Source organism: Microbulbifer maximicatervae (SeqCode) (genome assembly GCF_052467815.1).
This window is the reverse complement of record NZ_CP174326.1, coordinates 3832795-3857746: the sequence shown is the minus strand read 5'-3', so window position 1 is coordinate 3857746 and position 24952 is coordinate 3832795. Positions and strand designations below refer to the sequence as shown.

At 43.3% G+C, this 24952-nt stretch carries 20 protein-coding genes and 1 pseudogene; 7 read left to right on the top strand and 14 right to left on the bottom strand.

Annotated features, from left to right (window positions below; translation table 11 throughout):
* Nucleotides 1-129 precede the first annotated feature (129 nt).
* Complete coding sequence (locus ACJJIW_RS16800; RefSeq protein ID WP_282932912.1) at nucleotides 130-1839, bottom strand: alkaline phosphatase D family protein; 1710 nt, start codon at nucleotides 1837-1839, stop codon at nucleotides 130-132.
* A gap of 213 nt (nucleotides 1840-2052) precedes the next feature.
* A complete protein-coding gene (locus ACJJIW_RS16795; RefSeq protein WP_444893981.1) occupies nucleotides 2053-2619 on the bottom strand; it encodes a DUF1993 domain-containing protein in 567 nt (188 codons plus the stop codon).
* Nucleotides 2620-2767: 148 nt separating this feature from the next.
* On the opposite strand from ACJJIW_RS16795, the gene ACJJIW_RS16790 reads away from it, so the two are divergent.
* Together ACJJIW_RS16790 and ACJJIW_RS16785 are read left to right on the top strand one after the other, a co-directional pair.
* Nucleotides 2768-3235, top strand: a complete 468-nt coding sequence (locus ACJJIW_RS16790) for an allophanate hydrolase-related protein (RefSeq protein ID WP_444893982.1) — start codon at nucleotides 2768-2770, stop codon at nucleotides 3233-3235.
* Nucleotides 3219-3662: an allophanate hydrolase-related protein gene (locus ACJJIW_RS16785; protein ID WP_444935794.1), complete on the top strand. Its 444-nt coding sequence runs from the start codon at nucleotides 3219-3221 to the stop codon at nucleotides 3660-3662. The genes ACJJIW_RS16790 and ACJJIW_RS16785 overlap by 17 nt, the downstream gene beginning before the upstream one ends.
* A gap of 58 nt (nucleotides 3663-3720) precedes the next feature.
* On the opposite strand, the gene ACJJIW_RS16780 is transcribed toward ACJJIW_RS16785, so the two are convergent.
* Complete coding sequence (locus ACJJIW_RS16780; protein WP_444935793.1) at nucleotides 3721-4608, bottom strand: SMP-30/gluconolactonase/LRE family protein; 888 nt, start codon at nucleotides 4606-4608, stop codon at nucleotides 3721-3723.
* Between the two features lie 67 nt (nucleotides 4609-4675).
* On the bottom strand, nucleotides 4676-5521 hold the full coding sequence (locus ACJJIW_RS16775; RefSeq protein WP_444893985.1) for an alpha/beta hydrolase family protein: 846 nt from the start codon (nucleotides 5519-5521) through the stop codon (nucleotides 4676-4678).
* 517 nt (nucleotides 5522-6038) lie between these two features.
* Between ACJJIW_RS16775 and ACJJIW_RS16770 the strand changes: the two genes are divergently transcribed.
* Nucleotides 6039-6905, top strand: coding sequence for a glycosyltransferase family 2 protein (locus ACJJIW_RS16770; RefSeq protein WP_444935792.1), 867 nt, complete (start codon nucleotides 6039-6041; stop codon nucleotides 6903-6905).
* A gap of 18 nt (nucleotides 6906-6923) precedes the next feature.
* On the opposite strand, the gene ACJJIW_RS16765 is transcribed toward ACJJIW_RS16770, so the two are convergent.
* Together ACJJIW_RS16765 and ACJJIW_RS16760 are read right to left on the bottom strand one after the other, a co-directional pair.
* Complete coding sequence (locus ACJJIW_RS16765; RefSeq protein ID WP_444935791.1) at nucleotides 6924-8078, bottom strand: hypothetical protein; 1155 nt, start codon at nucleotides 8076-8078, stop codon at nucleotides 6924-6926.
* 293 nt (nucleotides 8079-8371) lie between these two features.
* The gene (locus ACJJIW_RS16760; RefSeq protein WP_282932921.1) at nucleotides 8372-8911 is read right to left on the bottom strand and encodes an energy transducer TonB; all 540 of its coding nucleotides are present in this window, start codon (nucleotides 8909-8911) and stop codon (nucleotides 8372-8374) included.
* 391 nt (nucleotides 8912-9302) lie between these two features.
* On the opposite strand from ACJJIW_RS16760, the pseudogene ACJJIW_RS16755 reads away from it, so the two are divergent.
* A pseudogene (locus ACJJIW_RS16755) lies at nucleotides 9303-10441 on the top strand (IS3 family transposase).
* A 73-nt stretch (nucleotides 10442-10514) separates the two neighbouring features.
* Here ACJJIW_RS16755 and ACJJIW_RS16750 read toward each other — a convergent pair.
* Entirely contained in the window at nucleotides 10515-11393 is an 879-nt protein-coding gene (locus ACJJIW_RS16750) for a DMT family transporter (protein WP_444935790.1), read from the bottom strand.
* A 584-nt stretch (nucleotides 11394-11977) separates the two neighbouring features.
* Nucleotides 11978-13282 (bottom strand): hypothetical protein, encoded by a 1305-nt coding sequence (locus ACJJIW_RS16745; RefSeq protein ID WP_444935789.1) that lies wholly within the window; start codon nucleotides 13280-13282, stop codon nucleotides 11978-11980.
* Between the two features lie 361 nt (nucleotides 13283-13643).
* Here ACJJIW_RS16745 and ACJJIW_RS16740 point away from each other — a divergent pair, with 361 nt between their 5' ends.
* Nucleotides 13644-14630: a transposase gene (locus tag ACJJIW_RS16740; protein ID WP_444935788.1), complete on the top strand. Its 987-nt coding sequence runs from the start codon at nucleotides 13644-13646 to the stop codon at nucleotides 14628-14630.
* Nucleotides 14631-15186: 556 nt separating this feature from the next.
* Here the strand turns inward: ACJJIW_RS16740 and ACJJIW_RS16735 are convergent.
* The 3 genes from ACJJIW_RS16735 to ACJJIW_RS16725 form a co-directional block, all read right to left on the bottom strand.
* Nucleotides 15187-16731: a hypothetical protein gene (locus ACJJIW_RS16735; RefSeq protein ID WP_444935787.1), complete on the bottom strand. Its 1545-nt coding sequence runs from the start codon at nucleotides 16729-16731 to the stop codon at nucleotides 15187-15189.
* A 792-nt stretch (nucleotides 16732-17523) separates the two neighbouring features.
* Nucleotides 17524-18117 (bottom strand): hypothetical protein, encoded by a 594-nt coding sequence (locus ACJJIW_RS16730; protein WP_282932929.1) that lies wholly within the window; start codon nucleotides 18115-18117, stop codon nucleotides 17524-17526.
* Between the two features lie 152 nt (nucleotides 18118-18269).
* Complete coding sequence (locus ACJJIW_RS16725; protein WP_444935786.1) at nucleotides 18270-18626, bottom strand: transposase; 357 nt, start codon at nucleotides 18624-18626, stop codon at nucleotides 18270-18272.
* Nucleotides 18627-19024: 398 nt separating this feature from the next.
* On the opposite strand from ACJJIW_RS16725, the gene ACJJIW_RS16720 reads away from it, so the two are divergent.
* A protein-coding gene (locus ACJJIW_RS16720; protein ID WP_444935785.1) for an IS3 family transposase occupies nucleotides 19025-20163 on the top strand; the annotation gives its coding sequence in 2 pieces (ribosomal slippage) (nucleotides 19025-19274 and nucleotides 19274-20163; 1140 coding nt in all).
* A gap of 994 nt (nucleotides 20164-21157) precedes the next feature.
* Here the strand turns inward: ACJJIW_RS16720 and ACJJIW_RS16715 are convergent.
* From ACJJIW_RS16715 to ACJJIW_RS16705, 3 genes are all read right to left on the bottom strand, one after another.
* The gene (locus tag ACJJIW_RS16715; protein WP_444935784.1) at nucleotides 21158-21619 is read right to left on the bottom strand and encodes a hypothetical protein; all 462 of its coding nucleotides are present in this window, start codon (nucleotides 21617-21619) and stop codon (nucleotides 21158-21160) included.
* A 413-nt stretch (nucleotides 21620-22032) separates the two neighbouring features.
* Entirely contained in the window at nucleotides 22033-22365 is a 333-nt protein-coding gene (locus tag ACJJIW_RS16710) for a hypothetical protein (protein ID WP_444935783.1), read from the bottom strand.
* A 415-nt stretch (nucleotides 22366-22780) separates the two neighbouring features.
* Complete coding sequence (locus ACJJIW_RS16705) at nucleotides 22781-23176, bottom strand: hypothetical protein (protein ID WP_444935782.1); 396 nt, start codon at nucleotides 23174-23176, stop codon at nucleotides 22781-22783.
* 211 nt (nucleotides 23177-23387) lie between these two features.
* Here ACJJIW_RS16705 and ACJJIW_RS16700 point away from each other — a divergent pair.
* Nucleotides 23388-24550, top strand: a protein-coding gene (locus ACJJIW_RS16700) for an IS3 family transposase (protein ID WP_282932943.1) whose coding sequence is annotated in 2 segments (ribosomal slippage) — nucleotides 23388-23646 and nucleotides 23646-24550 — 1164 coding nt in all. Because the reading frame shifts where the segments join, the coding sequence is not laid out codon by codon here.
* Nucleotides 24551-24952 lie beyond the last annotated feature (402 nt).

Here is a 24952-nt window from a genome sequence, read left to right as displayed (position 1 = left end):
GTACTCGCAGACCCATTAGCTCCGGAAGCAGGGGAGGATTTTCTAGCTGTGATGAAAAAGAAATAGATATACGGGAATCTTATGAAGTTGAGGGCCAGCGCCCCCAACTTCATATTGAATGGCAGCTAGTTATTTTTCAGTCAACCACATGCCAACCGGCTCATAATTAAACTTCTTGTAAATGGCCTTTTCGGTATCCGGATTGTCACTCTTCTTATCAATGTTGTATACGGTCCAATTCAATTCATCAACATTGAATTCAATCACCGCATATCCATAGATATTACTGACAAAATCTTTGATATGTGGATTGTTGACCTGAACCCCACCATTTAGCAATGAGGTAAACACACTGCCAACATCAATACCTTTTTCAATCGTATCGTTCATATTAGGAGAAGATATAGATGGGGTCATCAGCTCAACACCGACCAAGTTGTCGTAGTTCCAGTTGCTGATTTTGCTGAAGTCTACTTTTAGGTACGACGCGATGCTGGAATGAAGATCTCCTGTCAGTACCACAAAATTGTCAACGTTACTGTCTTTAACCGACGACAGAATCTGTTCCCGCTCCCACTGGTAACCGTCCCAGGCATCATAGTTGGCATAAACCAGTGAACGCCCCAAGATAGTCCCAGCCAATTGGGCCAGTAGAGTTTGGTTCCCCCATACTTTCCAGCGGGCACTGGAATTTACAATTCCATCTATCAACCAATCCCGCTGTGTCTTACCCAGCATGGTTTGGCTATCTTTTTCGTAATCTGTACACCAGTAATTTTCCCAAGTAGTACCGTCAGTGCAAGGCTCCTTGGTTCGATAAGTGCGGCTGTCTGTCATATAAAGGTCAACCAAGTCCCCAAACTGGAATGACCGATATATCTGCAAGTAGTCAAAAGCATGGCTTGCGGACTCATCAACTTTTACCCGTGCTGGGACATATTCAATCCAAGCCTGCTGGGCATCGCGACGTAACTGGCGCAGCTGATCAGGATCGTTATCACCGGTCTGGTAGGGGTGAGACGGCACGCCCAGAGTATCTCTCTCATAATCCCAGTAGGCGTTGTCTGCCGTTTCATGATCATCCCATGTGATGATAAATGAGTGCATTTCCATCGCCCGCTGCAAGTTCTTATCCTTGCGGTACTCCTTATAGATATGGCGATAATCTTCAAGGTCCATCGCAACCGAACCGCCAGAAGGCAGAGAGAGCGAATGCACTACTGAGCTTTCAAAACCCTCATATTCGGCATATTCATAGATAAAGTCCCCCAAGTGCAGTACGCAATGTACATCTTCGTCCGCAATATGGTTATAGGCATTGTAGTAACCGGTGGTGTAATCCTGGCAAGTGACCACAGCCATCTTTAGAGTCTCGAGGCTGCCAGTTGGCAAAGTGTGGCAGCGGCCAGTACGACTACAAATAGTGCCGTATTTGAACCGGTAGTAATAACGCTGATCAGAGGATAAATAGCCTTCCAGGTCAATGTTGACGGTGTAATCGCGGTCTGCCGTGATATCGCTAGCATTGATTTCAGCACTTAGAATTGGCTGAGTAAATTCCTCATCCAACGCAACATCTACATATAGAGACTGGCCATCTATATAGGAGTCTGGATTAATATGCGTCCAAAGAACCACCCCTGTTTGACTGGGATCTCCCGAGGCCACGGATAAATCAAAAACAATTCCATCGTTATCAATTTGATCAGTAGATGTGGTGCCGCCCAGCACAAAACGTGCATAGGTTTCGCTATCTGTGTCCGCGAGAGAACGAACCGCAAAGGGGGTCAAAAGTGCAACACCCATAGCCTGGACAAAAGTTCGGCGGGAGATGGTCATAAATCAACTTCCTGTTATCGTACGCATGAAGAATCGGAAAGGGGGCGGATTCTATAGAAGAACGTACCAACAAAGAAGTTTGACTTTTTATCAAATAATCTCCTCACCTACTGAATTTAACTTTTATAAGGTTAAGGCACAAAAGTCAGTTGAAATTAATTTACACCAACATCTCTTTAGCCATAAATTAAAAAAATCAAGTATTCCCGTGATTTAGGCGTCTGAAGTCATCTCTGACCTGAGGTAAGCAAAAGCATGCTGCACATAATCAGCTTTTCCCAATGAAACACCCTGGTTTCTCAAGATTGCATAAGCCGTATTAATATGGAAATAAAATTGGGGTAACGCCCAATCCCTGGCATATTGATCATCAGTCATATCAAAAATCATCCCATTAGGAAGTTTAATTGTCACAAGCTCATCCCTTCTCAACATCAATGTTTCTGGAGTAACGCCTCTTAAACGTATCAGCGCTTGTCGAATTCGCTCTTGAGCTTCGGAAATGGACCCAGGATTTTCACCAGCTCCCTGCCCTTCTCGAGCCAACTCCTCCAGAAAATCTGGAATCGCACGCCGCCCCAATCGAAATATTGCCTCTTGCGCCTGCAAGCAACTAAACCGAACTTGGGATGATAAGGGAAACATATCTGGAGCGAGCCTCGCTTTAAGGAGGGCTTCGGACTTGTCTTCTGGCAATTCTGCTTTTGCTTTCTCAAGCCAACAGGAAAGAGCCTCCAACATTTGTATATACGTAGGTAACAATAAATCCGTCAGACTCACAATGTATCTCCATTAGTGATTATTGGTAAGTGGCAAGATGTTTCTCTGGTACCAATTTAAAATAATTAACGAGACCCAAGCATAATCTAGAGTCTTCTTATTTCCATATATAAGCTAAATTCATACAGCCTAAACTCGAGATAAATCAATGCTCAGGATACTCAGATATGTTGCTGCTAGCTTAATGCTATTGGTGCCACTAGCGAACGCTGAATCTATCGACGTCGCAGTTAATGGCACCCTAATGCGCGGATTCGTCCTTGAAAAACATATGCTGAAAAACCACGCCACTTTTGTGCGTGAGGCTAAAACAGCACCAATCTATCGAATGTGGTCCATTGGAGACAAATACCCTGCAATGGAGAGAGTGCTTAGTGGCGGCACATGGATTGCACTGGAGATCTGGTCAATTCCTCAAGCAAACTTAGTCAACCTATTAGAGGAGGAGGCTAAAGGATTAGTCTTAGGTAAAGTTGCTTTAGCGGATGGAACACAAGTATTAGGGATACTAGGTGAAAACTATATTGTGCAAAACCAGAAAGATATTTCCAAGTGGCATGGCTGGCGAGCCTATGCGGAGAGTTTGGGTATGAGTAGTAATGAAACCGATCAGTAGCACTAATATTGAATATCGGATATCGGCAACCAATATGAGCACATATACAGAAGTCGCAGTAAATGGACCATTGATGCGCGGCCTTGAGTTAGAAAGCAACCTGCTACAAAACAATGCAACCTTTGTCAGGGAGGACAGAACAGAGGCCATCTACCGAATGTGGGTAATTAAAGGCCAGTACCCTTCTATGCAGCGAGTGATTATAGGAGGAACATGGTTTGACATTGAAATCTGGTCCCTTCCCAAGGCCAATTTAATTGAAGTGCTCTATTTAGAAGCGACAGGGCTAACATTAGGCAAAGTGAGCTTAGAAAATGGTGAGCAAGTCTTAGGGATATTGGGCGAAAACTATTTAACCCAGCAGCAGGAAGACATCTCCAAGTTTCATGGATGGCGCAACTATATACAACAGAAAACTAACGACTGACCCAGTAACGCCTCTCTGTAACCCATGGCAACACCATTGAGTCGACAATCCACCCAATCTATATTTTTGGACGGTAAAGCTGCCTGCCCGCGCAAGGTAGCCCTAACCACTCTAAGCACCCGACATCCAAAATCGTTACCACCGCTCCACCCCTTGAGTCCTCGCAAAAAGCGATATTAGTGGGCCGCTTGCCACAGGTGGGTATACGTTCGACAACTTTTCCATCACTATCAAGAACAGTCACATCACCTTGACCGAAAACTGCACAATACAATCGCCCATCACTACCAAAAACCATTCCATCAGGTCCTACAAATCCCTCTGGCGCCCCGAAAACCACATTGCTGAAAACCTCCCGTTTCGGAGTTGCTAAAGAAGCGAGATCGTAGCGGTAGATATTGCCGCTAATAGTCTCCCCCACATATAAGCGGCCCTGTAGATCAATGGCAATACCATTGGGAAAGCGCAACCCTGAATCCAGCTGTCGCAACACATCACCACTGCGGGGGTCTATCTCGTATACCCGTCCATCGTAACGACAATTTCGGAAATCAGCCCGGATAGCCTGCCCCTGAACAAACTCACCCGGATCAATTCCGGAATCTGTCATATAGAGCAAACCGTTTTCAGCAAAAGCCAAGTCATTAGGCCATAAGAAAGGCTTGCTTTTTGGTCCGCCATAGATATCAAGCAGTGCCCCATCTAACCCCATACGCACAAGCCGCTCCCTCCCCCCACCGGCGACCCAAAGGCTGTCGCTCCCATCAATTGCCAAACCGTTGGGGCGCCAACCGGGGTCTCCTACCCGTTGGTATTGCCCTGTCGGATCAATACGGCTTATACAGTGCCGCGAAGATGACATTTCAGCGACATAAATGTGGCCATCAGGCAGGCAAACGGGACCTTCCGGTTCTTGCAGACTATTGCACAGCACACGCCTTTTCATGGGGCTAACATGCGTCCCTATCTGGTCACACTACGACTTTACGAGCACACGAAAACACCCTAACAGCCTACTCCAACCAGTCTAAAACGTTGCGCCAAAGACTATCCTTGAACTTCTTCCTAAAGAATCCAAAATGGCCAATCGATCCATTGCCAATAGAACTGGACTGGATGGTTTCAATATCCGTATTTGCGTTGCAATAGAAGTCCCTTAATGTACGCACCGCCTTCTCTGGCGCGAAGTCCTTATCATCATCGATAAACAGGAACTTCATATCACACTGCAAGCGCTCAAACCCCTCGCGAATAGGTCTGCCCTGCCGATCGACCACATAGTCCCTATGACGGGCCCAAAAAGCCCACTGGCTAGCAATACCTGCAGGTAGGTTCTCCCCTCCCCAGAGTGCGCCTGGCACCCACCCTAAAACCCTCGATAACACCGGAAAGGCAAAGTACCACGCCAGCACTAGCTTTGGCTGATGCTTAGCCCCCCAAAGCCTCCAAAAGCCACTTTGAGCTGATACGCAGTACACACTTGAAAGTTGAGTATTATTTGATGCAAGACCTAGGATTTGTCCACCGACACTGTGACAAACACAATGCCAAACCAGCGCTTTAGAGTGTTTACCACACCAGTCAATTACCGCCTCCAGATCATTCTCTCCCCAAGCACTCAAAGTCAGCCGTTTGTCTCTCTGGTTGGCGACAGAAGACTTCCCAATGCCCCGGTAGTCATAAGTCAGAACCAAGTAGCCATTCTGGGCTAAAAAGCTGGCGAAATCCCAATAGAAACTTTGCTTCACAGCCATAGCAGAGTTAATGATAATGCCCGCTTTTGGCTCCTCATTGGGTGTAAAAAGCTTGGCCCCAAGCTGTATCCCATCTTTGGTTGAGATTCTCTCTTCTTTAATCATTTACCTATGGTTTCCATGTATCATTCAACACAAACCATAGGGAAAAGCTAATGCCAAACCCAGCACTTCCAGTCAATCATAAGAAATACCATTGGTCGAGGGGGGCCATACAGGAATTTTTCCTATAAAAATGTACTTCAGGCCAAATGCTATCTATTCAATAACGAAAGATAAAAACCTAACTCGAATGAAACCACTTGCAACTAGACTTATACAGTTGCTCTATTTGATTATTAATGAGCATTTTAAACCCAATAAATAACCAAGTATTATAGCAACCATTTTTTCTTGCTCCCCGCCACCTATTTTGCAAGGCACCTGAAATGTCTCTAGATAAGAAATATATCCCACCAGTAGCAATCCTGCTCACTATCTACTTAAAGCGACTCTAAAATTCAGCCATCAAGCTTGGTATCCGGCTAGTCTCGCCACCAAGTCAACCTGTGATGATTTATTGTGTATTTAATGTATAACCTAAGTCATTTATTGATCTAAGAACGATGGGAAGTTTAGGTGTATGACCGATCGATTCAGCATCATTATGCCCTGTTACAACAACGCTGACCTCTTATATAACCTTCTGCAAGGCTATTCTTTACAAACATTTCCCAAAAGCCATTTTGAACTCATCATTGTAGACAACAACTCACAAGATCCCAATATCATTTCATGTTACAACAAATTCAAGAATCAACTAACTGTAACTTTACTATTTAGGCACCTTTTACCAGACCCATTTGCACTCAACTCGGCACGCAATTTAGGTGTTAATATTGCCAAATATGACTGGTGTATATTTACAGATAGTGACTGTATCCCCTCCCCCCAGTACTTAACAGAAATCCAAAAATTAATTAATGAGCATGGATCAAATATCTGCATGACAGGAATAAGGGAATTTATTAATTCCAAAGACATAGTTCCGAGCAAAATAGATAGTAGTGGCGTATACCTCAGCAACTTCCCAAGGTTTAATAGTTCATCAAATTATGGGCTCAGTAAAGACAGGCGCTTGGGCAAAATTGAGCATCTACCGAACACAGAGCATCCTTGGGGTCATTTTTATGGCTGTAATATGGTGTTTAAGAAAGAGCATGTTATCAAAGCAGGCTTGTTTGATGAAAAGTATGATGGAACCTGGGGGTATGATGATATAGATCTAGCCTACCGGGTAATCAATAACCTTAAGGTAAGACCCATTTATATGGAAAAGGCTGTTGTATACCATCAAGATAAAATTGACCCAGCAGAGGCCGTGAACGAAAAAAGTATCAAACTCAAGGATCTAAAAAACCCGAACTATCAATATATATGCAAGAAAATCCCCGGATACTACGAATTTAGTAATCGTGAATTTAAGCGCTTTGGACTTACAATCATTTAAGCAGCCCACTGATTAAGTTTAAATTTCAAGCAATTCGACCTCAGCCGAAATCTGCTTTAGGAAAAAAAGGACAGTCTCAAGTGAGAAAATAGCCTTATTTACAGTAACATCAATGTGATAACCATCAACAGATTTGCTAATTGCAAAAACCAGAGCATCCCGTGTGATCGAATAGGTTGCTATACAACCATCTTCTCTTGCTGGCAGGTAACTAAAGATAAAGTCTTCGCTAATATTTGAATTAAGTTTCTTCTCTATTTTTAACATATCAAGTAGCACCACTGCATAATATGCAATATGATATTTTTTTAAAAGAAAAATTTGATGTCTGGCAAAATCATCTAAGCCTTTCAGTGAAAAATAGAAACCAGAAGCCGTATTGCCTATTCCACGCAAATTCCCTCCCTGTTTGGGAATACCGTGAATGAACTCCTGAGTTATTAGTATATTTGCCCTATGCCGATCAAAGATACAAGTAAAGGAATCTATCAGGGTTGTTAAAATGTTCTCAAAAGATATCTCATCAGACTCAACTTTAGCTGAAACCAACACGATATCATCCAGCTCTCCATATACATCCCCTCCTTCCTTCAAAAAAAATGGGTTAGCCCTACCCTCCTTCTTATTACTTAATATTAAACCAATCCCTAAGAAGACAGCTTTACCCAGACCAACGACTCTATCAAAATATGAATATTGGTCATTACCGTTATATAGGCGCCTTATGATTAGGAGATATTCATTTGACTTAATCTTATCTTTCTTCAATAAAAAATTAGCATACTTAGAGAAAAGCAGCCCGGTATAACCGGAAAAGTAATCATGATTGACTATAAAATATACAGATACCTTGTCAAAATGAATATAAATAGGGATATCAGCCTTTTCTAATCTCTTATAGAGCTCCTTCCTTCCGTGACTACCCACCAATTCGTTTTGAAGTTCCGTAATTTTCTCTAGATAATAGGGTTTTGAATGTGGTGCAGAAGTCAATGCAACCAAATCATAGAGCTTACTCAAACAATTGCTTAGTTCAGATTGGCTGTTTTTACCGAAGATATATACGACCAGTGTGGATACGCAACCATAACCTTTTAAGTATTGCTGAACATAGCTCTTAGGTGTCTTTATCGGTGTAAATAGCTTGCATAAGAAATTAGCTTTCTCCGCCATAGCATCAACTTAAAAAGGGGGTGTTCTATTAGTAAAGATCAGCTACGCAACATCAAAAAGTGGACAACCGCCCATTATCACGCCAAATGTCATAAAAGAACCCCGCAAGCCAGCTAGCACAAAGACAATGCTGCCAGCTACAGGGTACGCAATCATAAAACCTCAGCTATGAGGTTAACTACCTATACCCGAAAGCCACCAATCGAATATTAGTAAAGGCAGAAATTCACGACCAGAGGCTCCTTAGCCCCAAATTAACCAAATCTCGATCCTGTCTTTAATATTAGGCAATATCAGTGGTGTGTCCCGCTACGTATCCGGTCAATAAGGGGGTTGGATTTTCTCCTATCAACACAAACTTTGGCTTTTTTTATCCTGCTACCCAATACTTTATCAGTTCGACATACTATATGATCACTTTCAAATGGATAGTCAAAATTATACTTCATGCCATACCCATAATATTTCTGATCTAATGGCTCATACCTAGTATGCATTACAGCTGCCAATGCTGACTCATCAAAAACCCCAGCAGGATTGGAATTCACCACCTTCGGATCTGTAACTTGGCCGTCTACATCTACATTAAATTCAACAACAACAAACCCCTCTATCTTTTCCTCTACAGCCTGTAATGGATAGATAGGAGGAGTTGAAAATAAAGGGACAGGCTCTCCTTTTTGTTTTGCGGCTTCACGAGACTCATCCGATGCCTTAAGTGAATATATCATTTTGGGGCACTGCTCATATGATGTGCAGTCAGAAAATGAAACACTATTTGATGTACAGCCAGAAAAAGTAATCGCAAGAAAGGCTAGTGCCAGAACTCTCATTTCAGTAATATCCCTATAAAATTTCACATATTGTATATAAATTAAATACACTAGCCTAGATAATTTTATCGAATGTAATGGTAAGATTCTCTTAACTTAAGCCGTAGGTCATCCTACTGACTACACCTTAAATAAACTTACTTACCCCGATATAAACTCACCATCTAATTTAGTTCAAACAAGCCATACCTTACCCCAGCTTAACTTGCACCACCCTCTTATACTCAAATGAGTACCTTTTCGTCGGAATACTGGCTCTAAACTAACCGAAACTTTAAAAATCACTTTATAAGTTTTGTAGAATTGCCGGAAACAGCACAGCAAGTGCTGTAGTGGTCTAATCCTTCCGGACACTTCGTTAAGATGGTAAAACTACCTAGCGAGGTGAAGTATGACAACAAAAGGTACACGCCGGAAATTCAAGCCGGAGTTCAAGAAAGACGCCGTAGCTCTTGTCTCAGAACAAGGGTATTCGATTTCCAAGGCCGCAGAGGCTGTAGGAACCACTGCTAACAATCTGCGACGCTGGATAAAGGAGCTGGAGCAGGAAGAGAGCGGAGTAAGGTTGGATTCGGGCGAACGAGCTGAACTGGATCAACTGCGACGTGAAGTAAAGCAATTGCGGATGGAGAAGGAAATCCTAAAAAAGGCCAGCGCCTTCTTTGCGAAAGAAATGAAATAAAGTACGAATTTATTAAAAAGCAGCAAGGTAGCTTTCCAGTTAGAGTGCTCTGCCGAGTAATGCAAGTAAATAAGAGCAGCTATTACGAATGGTGTCGTCGTAGTGATAGCCCAATAGATGGCCAGATTTGGCAACTATGCCATCGATTGAAGGCCTTATTTGCAGAATCTCGTGAGAGTCTCGGAAGCCGTCGGTTAATGAAGCTGTTGCGCAAAGAAGGCTTTGAAATTGGGCGTTATCGAGTCCGCAAACTCATGAAAAAGCTCGGCTTGGTTGTAAAACAGAAGAAGCGATTTACACTAACCACAAATAGCAAGCACCAACTGCCAGTTGCTGAGAATCTTCTAAATAGGGATTTCTCACCGAGTGCTAAAAATCAAGTTTGGACTACGGGTATTACCTATATCTGGACTTTGCAGGGTTGGTTATACCTAGCAGTGGTAATTGATCTTTATTCACGCCGGATTGTTGGCTGGCACTTAGACCGCCAGATGGAGACGGCCCTGGCAAGTCGTGCACTGGTTATGGCTATCAATTTGCGCACCCCAACAAAAGGTCTGCTGCATCACTCTGATCGAGGTAGCCAGTATGCCAGCCATAGCTACCAAGCGCTACTAAAGCAGCATGGAATGGTGTGCTCAATGAGCCGCAAGGGAAATTGTTGGGACAATGCACCTACTGAGCATTTTTTTAGTAGCCTGAAGCGGGAATGGTTAACAGGAAACCTCTATCCGACAAGGGAGGGTGCGATAACAGACGTGAGGGCCTATATTGCGTATTACAATTCACGCAGGATACATACAACACTGGGGGACGTAACCCCTATCGAATTTGAAAAATGTGCTTAGGAAAGTGTCCGGTTGGAGTTGACCACAACAGAGCTTAGGTGTTTACAATACCGGAACGCTTAAAGTCTGACTATTATTTAAGCTCTTTCGCCCGCAGCCAGGCCAACCCGAGCCCAGCGGCAACCGTTATACCCATGCCTATCACACCACGGATACCGAATTCCGTGCCGAAGATAAATCGATCGGCTAACACACCAACGAGGATCGCACTGTAAAACAGTGCTCCCACTAAGTAAGCAGGTGCGACACGGTTAGCGATTGTGTAGGCTAGGTTCTGGGGGACAAACAGCAGTGCAGGAATCGCAAGTATCCATAGAGACGATGTCTCCACCTTCGCGCCCTCCCAGGACACAATAGACAGACTAAAGACCAACATCCCAACAGAGAAATAGAACATAATGCGCTCAGGCGGTTCAGTCCGACCTGCAACACCCGTTGTGATACTGCCTGCGGCACGCGCCACTCCCGCCAGCAAGGCAAGCAGTGAGTAGGGATTGAAAATGCCCTGAACACTATGCTGGATCAAAATTAGGCATACGCCAAAGAATGCCAATATCGCTAAAAAGATTGTGGCGGTACTAACCCGGTGGCCAAGAAACACCTTTGCCATCAACATAGCGAAGAATGGATTCGTGCTTTCAAGTACCAACGCATCCGCGATTGGTATTCCCTTCAGTGCCCAGTAGAAAGCAGCGAAATAGACAAAACCCGATATAGAGCGAAGAACAAGGATTTGCGGATTCACCGGCTTTATTCCCGCCAATCCTTGCCGCATCAGGAGAAACATACCCGACAATGGAGCAAGTAATACGACCTGTGCAGCCAATAGCATAAAGGGACTGAGGCCCGCGCCAGCACCAAGCTTACCGGCAATACCGACACAGCCCATCAACACTCCGCCGATAAGAGCTAGCCCAACACCCAGGGAATGATTTTGATAAGTAGATGGCAAAGTGTCACTACCTTCAGCAAATAGGGGGCAAACCTACCTGAGGCGCAGTAATGATGCTTTAACTCATGCCTCAGGCGGGTCTTTACAGAACGGGACTCTATATAACTTTAGCCCCCCAATAGATTCATTTCCCATTGGGCTGGCCAGAGAGATTGTTGTGGCAATTGCCTGCCAACTGGCGTCAGTTTCCCAGCCTCACAAGATATGGCAGTCCTAATACGAAAACTGAGTTTTGACCACTTTTAGCTCAAGAGTGCTAATCCTGCTCTCAGCCCTGCAACACCAGGTATTCAGCGCAAGCAATTGTCGGTACTTCCTTTCCTCCAGGCCATGTTAACCTCCACCCAGTATCCAGTTATTTCTCCATAAGGTATATCGGCATCATCACGCAAGAATGGCTTATTGTGCTAAAGCTCTGAATTGGGGGGGAGGTATCTGCCAGTGTCACACCACTTTCCCAACTTTGGTAATTCTGAGCCATTTCAAAACGGGCCGTGGAACCTAAGGATCCGTAACCGCTCGCCTGAGTATAGAAATTGCACCAACAGCTAATTCATTAAACTCTAGTTATGCCCAGTAGACCGCTAACTTGTATAAGGACCATTGCTCTCAGAAAACTCTCTTAATGTCTTCATATATTTTTCTATGTACCTTAAAGCACTCTCTTTGCTAACCAATGGTTCACAATATCCGAAAACAAACACCCCTTCTCCATCTATTGTGCAAGTCACTAGCATTATAGGGTGTTCTCCATGTGTTTGAACGGTCATAACCACACCAAAGTCAAAGAACGTCAAAGGGCCCGTATACTCACTTATATCCCCAACATTGGATACACAAATCCCAGAAGGGAAGTAATCTTTTTCAGTGCTAGATTCTTTAGCTAAACGTTCGATCTCTACGAGGCTGTAATCGGGCACAAGCGGAGGCTCAAAAAAGTGCCCATTTCTCAACTGTAAATAGACTTTTTTTTGAATTAAATGCGCGAGACTTAACAAGTCGAGGCTGGTTTCATCTGATGATAAGGATATAGTTAAAATAGTTGTACACTCCCCTATAACATCCCGATCTATCTGGTGTTTACACAAGAATTGCGCATTTATAGGCAGCAGTAACTCCGTTACGGGGCGAAAACCTGGCAATGACCGGGAAGCAATAATAGCAATAGCGTTATAAATAGAGGTAATTTGAACATTCTCATGTTTTGAAAGTAGGTACAATTGGTCACAAAACCTTTTGGGGAGGACGCGATAAATAGAACATCCCTTTCGAAGGGAAGCATTTACTGCTTGCTCTACAGGCCACTTTGAACAAGCATTATTATCGTTACTAGCCACCGGTTGTATTGTTTTAAGATGTTTTATGGAGCTAACATAATCCACCACCGATTTTTGCATTATCGAAGCAGAGGGTCTATCTCCTGAATCACCTCTCAGGTACCGGTCCAAATCTCTGACCAAGAGTAATAATGAACGTCCATCCATGGCAGCATGGCTTACCATAAAAGCAACCCACTCCACATCTCCATGCCCATTCACATAAACCGTAAAACGATAAACATACTTTTCCAGCTCAAGAATTTTAGCCCCTAAACGTTTGAACTCTTCCTGATAATTTAAAGGCAATGCATCACGCTTAATTTCAATAGGAATAGCTTCAAATTCTACGTCGCAGAACCAATAAGCATGATGATTTTTTTCTACCCGAGAATGGAGCATGGGATGCAGGTTATGGAGGTATTCCATTCCCTTTATTAATTCTTCGACTCCCAAAGACCTACATGCCCTGAAGAAGACAGCCAGTTGGACTGCACCGTTTGACTTTTCAGTCAACTCTACAAAGAGTGCTTCCTGAGCCCCAAGCTTACGAAAAGGTTTTGCTTTATTCATTGCAGGCTCTTCCCAATAGGGAGATCACTATCAATAGTATAGAACGAGAAAGAGCTATACCCATGCTACATTTATAACAAGCGCTTATAGATAAACACTAGGCTCGCACAATCTTCGAAGATATCAGTGCCATAAGTGGATATCTTTCTGGAGGGTGTCCTACCACTTTTACCTTTCTGCCACCATTCTGGATGCCCACCAAAGAATGCCACCATTCTGGACACCCACCAAAGAAAACACCATTCTGGAAAACACCATTCTGGACACCCACCAAAGAAAAAGGTTTAAACGTCTTCTCTATTGACACGGTATGGAAACCTCGCCAACATGCTGTATATAAAAACAGTTAAAATTTGATACCATGACCTTGCCCCGATGCTCACAGATCTCTCTTGAAACAACACCTTACTATCATTGTGTTTCTCGCTGTGTACGCAGGGCATTTCTTTGTGGGAAAGATACCCAGTCAGGAAAGAACTATGAGCACCGGCGCCACTGGATAGAGGCCAGAATACAAAAGCTGGCTGGCATTTTTGCTATTGATATCGCAGCCTATGCGGTAATGAGTAATCACTACCATATTGTTCTCTATATTGACTCAAATACAGCAAAAACTTGGCCCGATACTGAAGTCATTCATCGCTGGCAGGAGCTTTTCAGTACATCCATACTGGCCCAACGCTATATTCAGGGCCACACCCTTGATCACAGTGAGATGGAAAAGCTCAAAGAGCTTGTCGCTCTCTGGAGAGAGAGATTGATGGATATCAGCTGGTTTATGCGCTGCTTAAATGAACCTATCGCTCGCAAAGCCAATGCGGAAGATAACTGCACAGGTCGCTTCTGGGAAGGACGCTTTAAGTCCCAAGCTTTGCTTGATGAGAGAGCCCTCGCCGCCTGCATGGCGTATGTCGATCTTAATCCTATCCGAGCAAAAATGGCAAAAACACCAGAAAGTTCTGATCATACCTCGATTCAACGACGTATTCATGCAGCCACCTCAGGCAAACAGCCCAAGGAGCTACTGCCACTTGTAGGCGATGAGCGACTGAGTATGCCGAAAGGACTGCCCTTTCGGCTGGATCACTATTTAGAGCTAGTGGATTGGAGTGGTCGATATTTAGATCCCAGAAAGCGCAGCGCTATTTCTGAGAACGCCCCTCCCATACTCGAACGACTGGGTATACCACCAAAACACTGGCTTTATCTCAATCGCAATTTTGAAAATCGCTTTAAAAGCTTGGTTGGATCAGCAGAGTCCATACTGCAAGCTTGTATCCAGCTCCATAAACGTTGGGTACACGGCATCCGTGATTGCCGGCTTTACCTTTCTGCAGCACCCTACTGAGTATTTTCCCCTTCCCTAGCTACTTTCATTCCTCTTGGCTTCCCCAAACCTAACTCTTGATCCTTTCAATCAAAGAAGAAAAAGTCGTTAAGAAGGCGCCTGCAGCTCAGCTAGCACCTCCCCCTCAATTTATGGGTGTCCTAAAGAAAGTTTACTAAAGAAAGTTTATTTATGGGTGTCCTAAAGGAGAGGAGGAGGAGAGTTAGAGAGTTAGAGAGTTAGAGAGTTAGAGAGTTAGAGAGTTAGAGAGTTTAAAGAGAGTTGCTAAAGGAAGTTGAAATAGTTGACCACTACAACCGACAGACTGATCAAGAAAAAATAAACCCTATTAATAAGCCCTAAGGAAGTTATTAAATTTAAAATCTAATTTTTAACACAAAAAACAAAGCGAGCAAAAAATCAGATAACCACCCCTTTAAAACCACAAGGAACTTCCCCCTAGATAGTGGGGCGCTTACAAAGCAGCCCCACACACATATAGGAGTACAGAAAAGGAACTTATAACGTTCTATCAAATACAGCTAATGTCACTCTTTGTACCCGACAAACTCAAATATCAAAGGGTACTCCAGACAAGCTCTCCATCGATAAACTTAAAGTGCTGGCCTGCATCAGGATTAAACACAGGAATCGTATACCCTGTGGGACAACCATAGCTCTCCAACTTATCTGAATCTATACTTTTACCAAATAATTCTATCTTTGATATCATTTTACAGGAAGCGAAAAATGCATTTAACATTGGCCATTGGGTATCAGATCCTGCATCACCTATAATTAATGGAAATTCGCTATTACCCTCAGGCAGCCCATATATTCCACTCATACCAATTGAAAATTCATAGGGTGTTAAATTCTCATATGTCACAGCGGCAACAATCGCACATGAATTATTTGCCTCAACCCTCATTTCATTCTCACCAATAAATGATCCATCATATATATGCGAGAATGTTCCAGTCACCTCTCCCTGATATCTCCATTTATACTCAAAACCACTCCAACCTTTATCAAAAAGTTCAACTGTAGCAGGTCTCCCATTAAGCCCGAGTACAATACCTGACGTTTCATTAACTACATTTTCTGCAATAAAATACCCAGAGCCATACTCTTCGCCCTTTCGATAATTTAACATGTCAACGGTTTTATCGATTTCAAAAGCATCTATAATTGTATTTTGCTGCAAACTGCTCTTTAGGCTTTCAGTATCAATGGGGCTTAATGTGGTTTCGCCATCCATGATTATAGCGCCATCAAAAGTTGAATATACGATATGATCATTTTCAACCGGAATAAAAAATGTTATATCAGAATTTGCAATAGGAATATAGGTGGGCTCCTCAGAAACAACTATTACCTGAGAAATGTTTCCATTATCCTCAGAGTGCAAATTTTCAACTGCAGACCCTGTCAATAAATAATTCGCATCTGGGGAATAGTACAGCCCCCCATCTGCCATTGTTAACAACCCACCGTTATATGATGTGACAACCTCAATAGTCTTTGATGAATTCTCAATAAACTCTGCCCCAGACCAGCTTATAATATCTTCAATAGATTCTAGTGAATAGATATCCCCTTCAGTCGTCTGAGTAATGATTTTACCATTAACAGAACCGATAAATTTCAAACCGCCATGACTGAAAGAGAACACGATGCCAGATGAGTCAAAAACATCAATACTTGTACCACCATAAGAGCTTCTTTTTTGGATTATTACCTTTTCTTCACCTTCAACTTCTACAACATATGGTTTTTCAGAAAAATCATCATAGCTCCCCACATTACCTAATGATACAGTATCACCACCGCCTGCCATATTTAATCCATCAGGACTATAAAATACGTCACCATTCTTTAGTACTGAAACGACTCCAGCCTCACCCAGTGCGGAAATCCCATAGAAATATTCGCCTGGTTCCAACATCTGTACAGAGCCAGCTCCCCGCAAATATTGAGGAGCAACAGAAAAGTTAACTCCACAATTATTTACACTACCAAGAACACCGCCATTATACTCAGCCAATACCTGGTCATAAGTTGTAGCGTGAACACCCGACGCCAAGAAAGGGAGTAAAATGCTGAAGAGTGACTTTTTCATATTAACCTATATTTACCATCTTAACTTAGGATATCCTTACCTAGCGGCAAGAGTCGTGAAGAAATAAAATAACTTACCTAAAACCAACTGATCCACATGGCTTTAGCTATTTTTATTCTCGCGCCATTATAAACTTGCATCTATACTTTACGGAAGTGGAGTTTTAGCTATTTTTTATTCAACCATAAAAATAAGCGAACCTATTTTTAAAATCTTACTCTCCCAGTAAACATTCCCACATATGAGTCTATAAAATGAAACATAAGTATTAGGTAAACCAGAAAAATATTAGAAAACTCAAAGATAAGTGATCGAAACTAGAACGTGAAATAAGCTGCAGGGCTGCATTACCACCATAAACCTATCAGAAGTAATTCCTAGATTCTCACAACAATCGGCACGCTTGGTGATAGCAGAGGGTGCTGGTTGGCTTTTGAACCTACCCATCAACAACGATGGCTATAGAAAAACAGTTTTAGAAGAAGCTGTCACTCTTCAAGTTCCTCCAGCTAAATTTTGTCCTTAATTTATACTCAATCAGTGGATACTGCAATATCCCATCAACTTTTCAATGTTCTGTACCAAGTAGAACATCTGCCATTACCCCTGAACCTTACTTTTTCCTCATAGCCAGAAGCGATTCAATCGCTTATTGGCACCAGTGTTCCCAAACATTGACTCGATAATAGACATTCAATGCCCATAAATGGTCTTGCCTTCGATACTATCAACCCGCTTTTTCATCCAGTCAGTGGCTGTCCGTCCGTTTTCCAGTCCGTCCGTTTGTCCAAGTTAGGGATACTTGCCTTCCATGTCCTTTTCGAGAGTCGGCAGAATCTGGGTTTCGCATGCACTGATTTTTAAGGCTGCATTTCCTGCAGTCAGTGAGGCGCCCTTCGAACAATAGTTTTTCTTACCTTCACTGACATTCTCTTCTTTTAACAAGAGCATGGATTTTTCTGCCGGACAGATGCAGGCTTTCTCTTTTTTGTTGAATGTAAACTCACTAGCTGGGATAGTCTGCTGGACATTATCCCTGCGTTTTTGTTTGCGCATGCCATACTTGGCTTTTTGCTTAGCAAAAGCTTTATCACGTGAACGTAATTTATTATCAGGGATGTAGGTATTAATACCGTTTTCTCGCAGGTAGTCGTAGTTAGCATCGTTACAGAATCCAGTATCAACAGTAATGATGGCCTGCTTAGTCAATATGTCTTCATCGATTCCTATACGCTGATAATGACAACTGATGCCATCGAGAATAGGCTTCGGTGTATGATGTTCTTGCACCTCAACAATGGCCTGTGCCTCAACGACTATCTGATGCTTCCTATCAACTGCGGCAACACCGTTATAGCCCTGGATGGTTCCCATGCTGGTAGTCATATTAGCTGACCTATTGTACGTGATATTACTTTTTACTTATGTAGGGTTCTTGCCCTGCCCCACCCTGAGGAGTGATTCTTTAAGAACTGATCAATTTTATCGAAGTTTTTCTGTAGAGTATCCGCCGCTTTAGCTACCGCTTGCTTTCGGTCTTATTCTTTAGGTTTCCTGCCATCGAACCTCTTTGAGGCAATGTTTGATCTTCTTGCGAATTTTTCCTGCTTCTTTTTCAGCTCTTTAGAAGTTCCCGAATGTTCTTTGCTGGCATTGGATGGCATCTTGTATCTATCTATTGTGAAAAGTTCGTTGCCAAGCAGCCCCTGCTGATCGCAGACCAGTAACACTTGCTCAAATACTGAGTCAATCACATCAGGATAACTGCTTACGAAATTCGTAACACTAGTAAAATGTGGAACCGTATCGCATAACAGTGCTTTGAAGAAGGTGTTGTTCTCACTTTGCCGTTGAATTTCACGGCCTGAGGTAATGCCTTTTGAGTAAGGAAACAATATGATTTTCAGTAGAATAACCGGATCATACGCGACTCATCCGCCGCTACCATTTTAATATTTTTTATGGAAGTCAGAGAGGACGATGTGATCATCAATCAGATGATAAAGTGTAAGCTCGAAGGTTTCAGGCTGTAGTTGTCCTTTGAAATTGATGACAACCATTACATCTTGGCTGTAATCTTAATGCCTGAAATTGGGCATATGGATAATCTCGACATCAAGACCTCCATCTTAACAAAAAAGCTAACCTTTAAGAGTTTTCCTACAGCCTGAACACGGCTCGCATTTCTCTCTAAACTTTGAGTGTCCTGAATTCATGCCCCCCCATCCTCTGTAGTGGTCTAATCCTTCCGGACACTTCGTTAAGATGGTAAAACTACCTAGCGAGGTGAAGTATGACAACAAAAGGTACACGCCGGAAATTCAAGCCGGAGTTCAAGAAAGACGCCGTAGCTCTTGTCTCAGAACAAGGGTATTCGATTTCCAAGGCCGCAGAGGCTGTAGGAACCACTGCTAACAATCTGCGACGCTGGATAAAGGAGCTGGAGCAGGAAGAGAGCGGAGTAAGGTTGGATTCGGGCGAACGAGCTGAACTGGATCAACTGCGACGTGAAGTAAAGCAATTGCGGATGGAGAAGGAAATCCTAAAAAAGGCCAGCGCCTTCTTTGCGAAAGAAATGAAATAAAGTACGAATTTATTAAAAAGCAGCAAGGTAGCTTTCCAGTTAGAGTGCTCTGCCGAGTAATGCAAGTAAATAAGAGCAGCTATTACGAATGGTGTCGTCGTAGTGATAGCCCAATAGATGGCCAGATTTGGCAACTATGCCATCGATTGAAGGCCTTATTTGCAGAATCTCGTGAGAGTCTCGGAAGCCGTCGGTTAATGAAGCTGTTGCGCAAAGAAGGCTTTGAAATTGGGCGTTATCGAGTCCGCAAACTCATGAAAAAGCTCGGCTTGGTTGTAAAACAGAAGAAGCGATTTACACTAACCACAAATAGCAAGCACCAACTGCCAGTTGCTGAGAATCTTCTAAATAGGGATTTCTCACCGAGTGCTAAAAATCAAGTTTGGACTACGGGTATTACCTATATCTGGACTTTGCAGGGTTGGTTATACCTAGCAGTGGTAATTGATCTTTATTCACGCCGGATTGTTGGCTGGCACTTAGACCGCCAGATGGAGACGGCCCTGGCAAGTCGTGCACTGGTTATGGCTATCAATTTGCGCACCCCAACAAAAGGTCTGCTGCATCACTCTGATCGAGGTAGCCAGTATGCCAGCCATAGCTACCAAGCGCTACTAAAGCAGCATGGAATGGTGTGCTCAATGAGCCGCAAGGGAAATTGTTGGGACAATGCACCTACTGAGCGTTTTTTTAGTAGCCTGAAGCGGGAATGGTTAACAGGAAACCTCTATCCGACAAGGGAGGGTGCGATAACAGACGTGAGGGCCTATATTGCGTATTACAATTCACGCAGGATACATACAACACTGGGGGACGTAACCCCTATCGAATTTGAAAAATGTGCTTAGGAAAGTGTCCGGTTGGAGTTGACCACAACAATCTGACCTCGATCTTTGCCCTTGATATCGCTGCCTATGCAATTATGAGCAACCACAACTATATCGTACTTTATATCGACAAAGAAAACCGCTGAATTGGCCCGTGACTACCTTCAAAGGGACAGTCTCGATCACTGTAAGGTGAGCTAAAGAAAATCGTCGCGCTATAGTATGATCATTTGATGGGTCTTACCTGGTTTATGCGCAGCTCAAACGAGCCTATCGCCCACCAGGCCAATGCCGAAGATAATTGTGCAGGCCGTTTTTGGGGAGGTCGCTTCAAGTCCTAAGCTTTATTGGATGAAAGAGCTCTTGCTGCCTACATGGCCTATGTCGACGTCAACCCTATCCGTGCCCATATGGCAAAAACGCAGAAGATTCTAATCATACCTCGATCCAACAACGTTTTCGTACGGCAATCGCAGGTGAGCAACCCAAAGAACTTCTACCGTTTGTAGGTGGCGAGCGCCTGAATAGGCCTAAAGGGTTGCCCTTTCAGTTGGATCACTATTTAGAACTAATGAACTGGGGTGGTCGACATCTAGCCCCCAGAAAACGAAGTTATATTGCTGAAAGTACGCCCCCCATCCTCAAACGACTAGGCATCTCACCAAAACACTGGCTATACCTCAACAAAAACTTTGAAAGTCGCTTTAAAGGATTGGTGGGATCAGTGGAGACAGTACAACAAGCCTGTATACAGCTCAATAAACGGTGGGTGCACAGTATAGGCGACTGTCGGCGCTTCCTCTCTGCAGCATCCTACTAGTTACCACCCAATCTATCGATACTTCTCTTCCCGGCTTGTATCCAACCCACAATTTTCCAACCCCAAGTATATTTTCTCAGTCTTTCACTGCACCTTAACACTAAACCAGAAAGAAATAGTCGCTAGAGCGGGGACTAACAACACGGCTCGTACCTCTATCTAATCTTTGGGTGTCCAGAATATGCTTCTAATTACTTAATCCTCTACTCGTAATGTTATCGCATTAGATTCAAGTTTTACTCTCGGCAATTCTTCTGGTTCAGCATGCTGATTTCCATAAAAAGCTCTTAAACTATACGAACCTGGCTGTAAGCTATAATAGGTGATCAAATTATCAATAGGATATTCACGCCCAACCAAGTCCCCCGGCGCCAGAAATACATAATCTTTTTTACCTGCCGAACGCAATCTAATCTTTGCATCAAATGGAAAAGGACTCCCTTCCTGATCCAATATATGGAGTACAATCTCATTGGGGCCGCCAGTAGGACCAACAGCAAATCGTTTATTAAAATAAATTTCACGCACTCCCTCATTAATCACATAAATCCGAAGTTTTGAATCAACGTTTTCCAAGAAAAGTCTCATCTCACTATCGCCCAACACACCACCAGAAAAAAACAATACACAAAAAACTAACAGCAACTCTTTTTTCATAACGATCACCTTAAGGCGTATAATTAGAATAGTCTCCATTAGCTACACGCACTCTATAAAATACTGGCTATACCTCAGCAGAAACTTTGAAAGTCACTTTAAAGGATTGGTGGGATCAGTGGAGGCAGTACAGCAAGCCTGTATCCAGTTCAATAAACTCTGGGTACACGGTATAGGCGACTGTCGGCGCTTACTTTCTGCAGCATCCCGCTAGTTACCTCCCAATCTATCGATACTTCTCCTCCCGGTTTGTATCCAAACCAAGATTTTCCAACCCCAAGTATATCTTCTCAGTCTTTCACTGCACCTTAACACTAAATCAGAAAGAAATGGTCGCTAGAGCGGACACTAACAACACGGCTCGTACTTCTCTCCAATCTGTGGGCGTCCAGAATTAGTTTTAAGCCTATAAATCAGCCACCCAATGGCAAGGCTCCTTTACGTTCGCACATGTATAAATAATACCCAAAAAGCGCAGCGCAAAAAATTGACACCAAAATGTATACAGAGGTAGTCAAAAGACCAAGCTTTTCTCGATTACATAAACTCCAAAAGACACCAAACACCGTAAATAAGAAGGTAAAAACTACTAATGCAGCACCCCAAAAAATTAGAACATCATCTCTAAGCTCGCTAGCGGGCGCATATGAAATTAAAATTCCCGCTATAAAAGATGTAGAAAACCCAAGCCTACAGAAATCCCAAAAACCATTCTTTTTAAAAATGTTGCCGCTCATAACAATCATATTTTAGCCAATCAACTTTCATTAAAAATTTAACGATAAAGACTGTGACTGTAACCCCTGAAGCTCCGTTCAACTATTGAGAAAAATTGCTATCATTGATTGCAAACTCCTTATCTAATTTTACGGAACCTGGAATTACTCCGTAATATAATATTTTACTCACCTACTTTCCTTTCAACTCCGCTTGTATAACCTTATCAAGCTCAAATTAAAAACCAGTCTTGCCTTTCAGCTCCGACCAGATCCCTTTCTATGAGTAAACGCCACCCCAGGTAATAGCACCACCGAGCTCGGCACTAACACGAGAAGTTTCGAGTTTTCCATATAACCCAACCCCCACACCTATACGCCAAGTCAAAGACCTATTGAGCTTACCAAAAACTTCAACATCCCCCTTTTGTGTAGATGTTGTGACTTATAAGGAAGCCACCACCTTTAAGTGTCCGTTTGATTCTTTGTAAACTTTCAATCCGCACTTGAATGAACCTAAAAACCATGTCCCACAGGCGACCCAATATTCAGCATCACATCCCTTTAAAAGGAATACATCTTGAATATCTGACACCCTCCAACGTAACTTTCCTTTAAATAGATTATTATTCTGTACATCTAAAACCTTTATATTATTGTTTTCCGCCCAACACTTAATTTCTTTTCTAAAGTAACTAGACCTTATTAACAATGCGACATATGGAAGTGCCCCCAAAATTATAAACAAAAATAAAATCGGATTAACTCCCAATTTAGGATTATAGGTATAGGCTAATTCCCCCAAGCTAACAGATATAATTAACACTAAAATTAATCTCATCTTTATAACTCCAACGCTATAAAGTTTCTCAAAGATCGAGAAACAACATTTAAATCTCCTCGCTCACCCATGGCCACTCCTAGCCCGCCCCCTGAGCCAGCCCTCTGCCTGTATGGCTTATGTCGACCTCAACCCTATCCGTGCCAATATGATCCTACCCACCAACGACGGACACTCTCTTAAGCGATAAACTACGCAGCAGAGGTGCTCTATGACAAGATCAAATAAACCAACCAAAACCACTCGTAAACAGTACTCAGAGGAGTATAGAAAGGATGCCCTAGCACTTGCGCTCAAAGTTGGGGTAAGCGTTGCCGCTAAACAGCTTGGGTTACATCCTTCTCAGATTTACGGATGGCGAAGCAAGGCTAAGTTACATCAGAGCCGAGGGGATGCCGAGAGAGAGCTGGCCACAGAGAATGCTCGCCTTAAGCGGCAGCTGGCTGAGCAGGCAGAGGAGCTGGCGATCTTAAAAAAGGCCGCAGCGTACTTTGCAAAGAGCCTGAAATGAGGTACGCCTTCATGCAAATGCACAGGCATGAATTCAGCATCAAAGCGATGGCCAAGGTATTGAACGTATCTCGCAGTGGGTTTTACGACTGGGTGTCAAGATCGGCCGGCCAATCCAGGTACCAGCAGTACCGAATGCAGCTCGATAGCTTGGTACAGCAGCGCTTTATAGCCAGTAAAGAACGTAGTGGCTCTCCTCGCCTGACGAAGGAGTTGGCCAGTGAGGGGAGTAAATATAATCAAAAAACAATTGCTGCCAGCATGCGTCGACAGGGCCTACGGGCTAAAGCCGCCAAGAGATATAAAGCCACAACCTATTCAAAACATGGCCTGCCAGTAGCTCCAAATCTGCTCGAGCAGAACTTCAATGCTGAAGGGCCGAATCAGAAATGGGCTGGGGATATAACCTACCTGAGAACGGAAGAAGGTTGGTTATATCTGGCTGTAGTGATAGACCTATATAGTCGGCTAGTTATTGGTTGGGCGATGTCAGAAACGATGACAGCTACATTGGTCTGTGACGCTCTTCAAATGGCTTTATGGCGACGTAAGAAACCTACGAATGTTATCGTGCATACTGACAGGGGAAGCCAGTATTGCTCTAAAGATTATCAATCTTTGATTACAGCTTATGGTCTGCGGTGCAGCATGAGCGCCAAAGGTAATTGCTATGATAACGCTTGTGCAGAAACATTCTTTCACTCACTTAAGGTAGAAGCAATCCATGGTAACCGCTTTCCCACAAGGTGCCTCATGCGAGAGACCGTATTTGAGTATATAGAGATAGACTACAATCGAAATCGCTTACACAGCGCCAATGGCTATCTCAGTCCTGAGGCGTTTGAGGAACAACTAGTCGCTTAGTGGTGTGTCCGTTGTTGATGGGTAGGATCATACCTTCTCCATTCTATCCTCCTCCCCGACTTCCCTCACCAGCAGTAAAAGCAGTACTCTGACCAGCTCCCTGAACGGACAAAAATTCTGGACACCCACAAAAGTCGTCCTATTTAGAACTAGTGGATTGGGGTGGCCGATATTTAGATCCTAGAAAACAAGGTTATATTGCTGAAAGCACGGCACCCATCCTCAAACGACTAGGCATCTCACCGAAACACTGGCTATACCTCAACAGAAACTTTGAAAGTCGCTTTAAAGGATTGGTGGGATCAGTGGAGACAGTACAACAAGCCTGTATACAGCTCAATAAACGCTGGGTGCACGGTATAGGCGACTGTCGGCGCTTCCTCTCTGCAGCATCCTACTAGT

Coding starts and splice junctions, on each gene's coding strand:
- ACJJIW_RS16800 (WP_282932912.1), bottom strand. CDS start 1,839: ATGACCATCTCCCGCCGAACTTTTGTCCAGGCTATGGGTGTTGCACTT.
- ACJJIW_RS16790 (WP_444893982.1), top strand. CDS start 2,768: ATGCTCAGGATACTCAGATATGTTGCTGCTAGCTTAATGCTATTGGTG.
- ACJJIW_RS16785 (WP_444935794.1), top strand. CDS start 3,219: ATGAAACCGATCAGTAGCACTAATATTGAATATCGGATATCGGCAACC.
- ACJJIW_RS16780 (WP_444935793.1), bottom strand. CDS start 4,608: ATGAAAAGGCGTGTGCTGTGCAATAGTCTGCAAGAACCGGAAGGTCCC.
- ACJJIW_RS16775 (WP_444893985.1), bottom strand. CDS start 5,521: ATGATTAAAGAAGAGAGAATCTCAACCAAAGATGGGATACAGCTTGGG.
- ACJJIW_RS16770 (WP_444935792.1), top strand. CDS start 6,039: ATGACCGATCGATTCAGCATCATTATGCCCTGTTACAACAACGCTGAC.
- ACJJIW_RS16765 (WP_444935791.1), bottom strand. CDS start 8,078: ATGGCGGAGAAAGCTAATTTCTTATGCAAGCTATTTACACCGATAAAG.
- ACJJIW_RS16760 (WP_282932921.1), bottom strand. CDS start 8,911: ATGAGAGTTCTGGCACTAGCCTTTCTTGCGATTACTTTTTCTGGCTGT.
- ACJJIW_RS16745 (WP_444935789.1), bottom strand. CDS start 13,282: ATGAATAAAGCAAAACCTTTTCGTAAGCTTGGGGCTCAGGAAGCACTC.
- ACJJIW_RS16740 (WP_444935788.1), top strand. CDS start 13,644: ATGACCTTGCCCCGATGCTCACAGATCTCTCTTGAAACAACACCTTAC.
- ACJJIW_RS16735 (WP_444935787.1), bottom strand. CDS start 16,731: ATGAAAAAGTCACTCTTCAGCATTTTACTCCCTTTCTTGGCGTCGGGT.
- ACJJIW_RS16730 (WP_282932929.1), bottom strand. CDS start 18,117: ATGACTACCAGCATGGGAACCATCCAGGGCTATAACGGTGTTGCCGCA.
- ACJJIW_RS16715 (WP_444935784.1), bottom strand. CDS start 21,619: ATGAAAAAAGAGTTGCTGTTAGTTTTTTGTGTATTGTTTTTTTCTGGT.
- ACJJIW_RS16710 (WP_444935783.1), bottom strand. CDS start 22,365: ATGATTGTTATGAGCGGCAACATTTTTAAAAAGAATGGTTTTTGGGAT.
- ACJJIW_RS16705 (WP_444935782.1), bottom strand. CDS start 23,176: ATGAGATTAATTTTAGTGTTAATTATATCTGTTAGCTTGGGGGAATTA.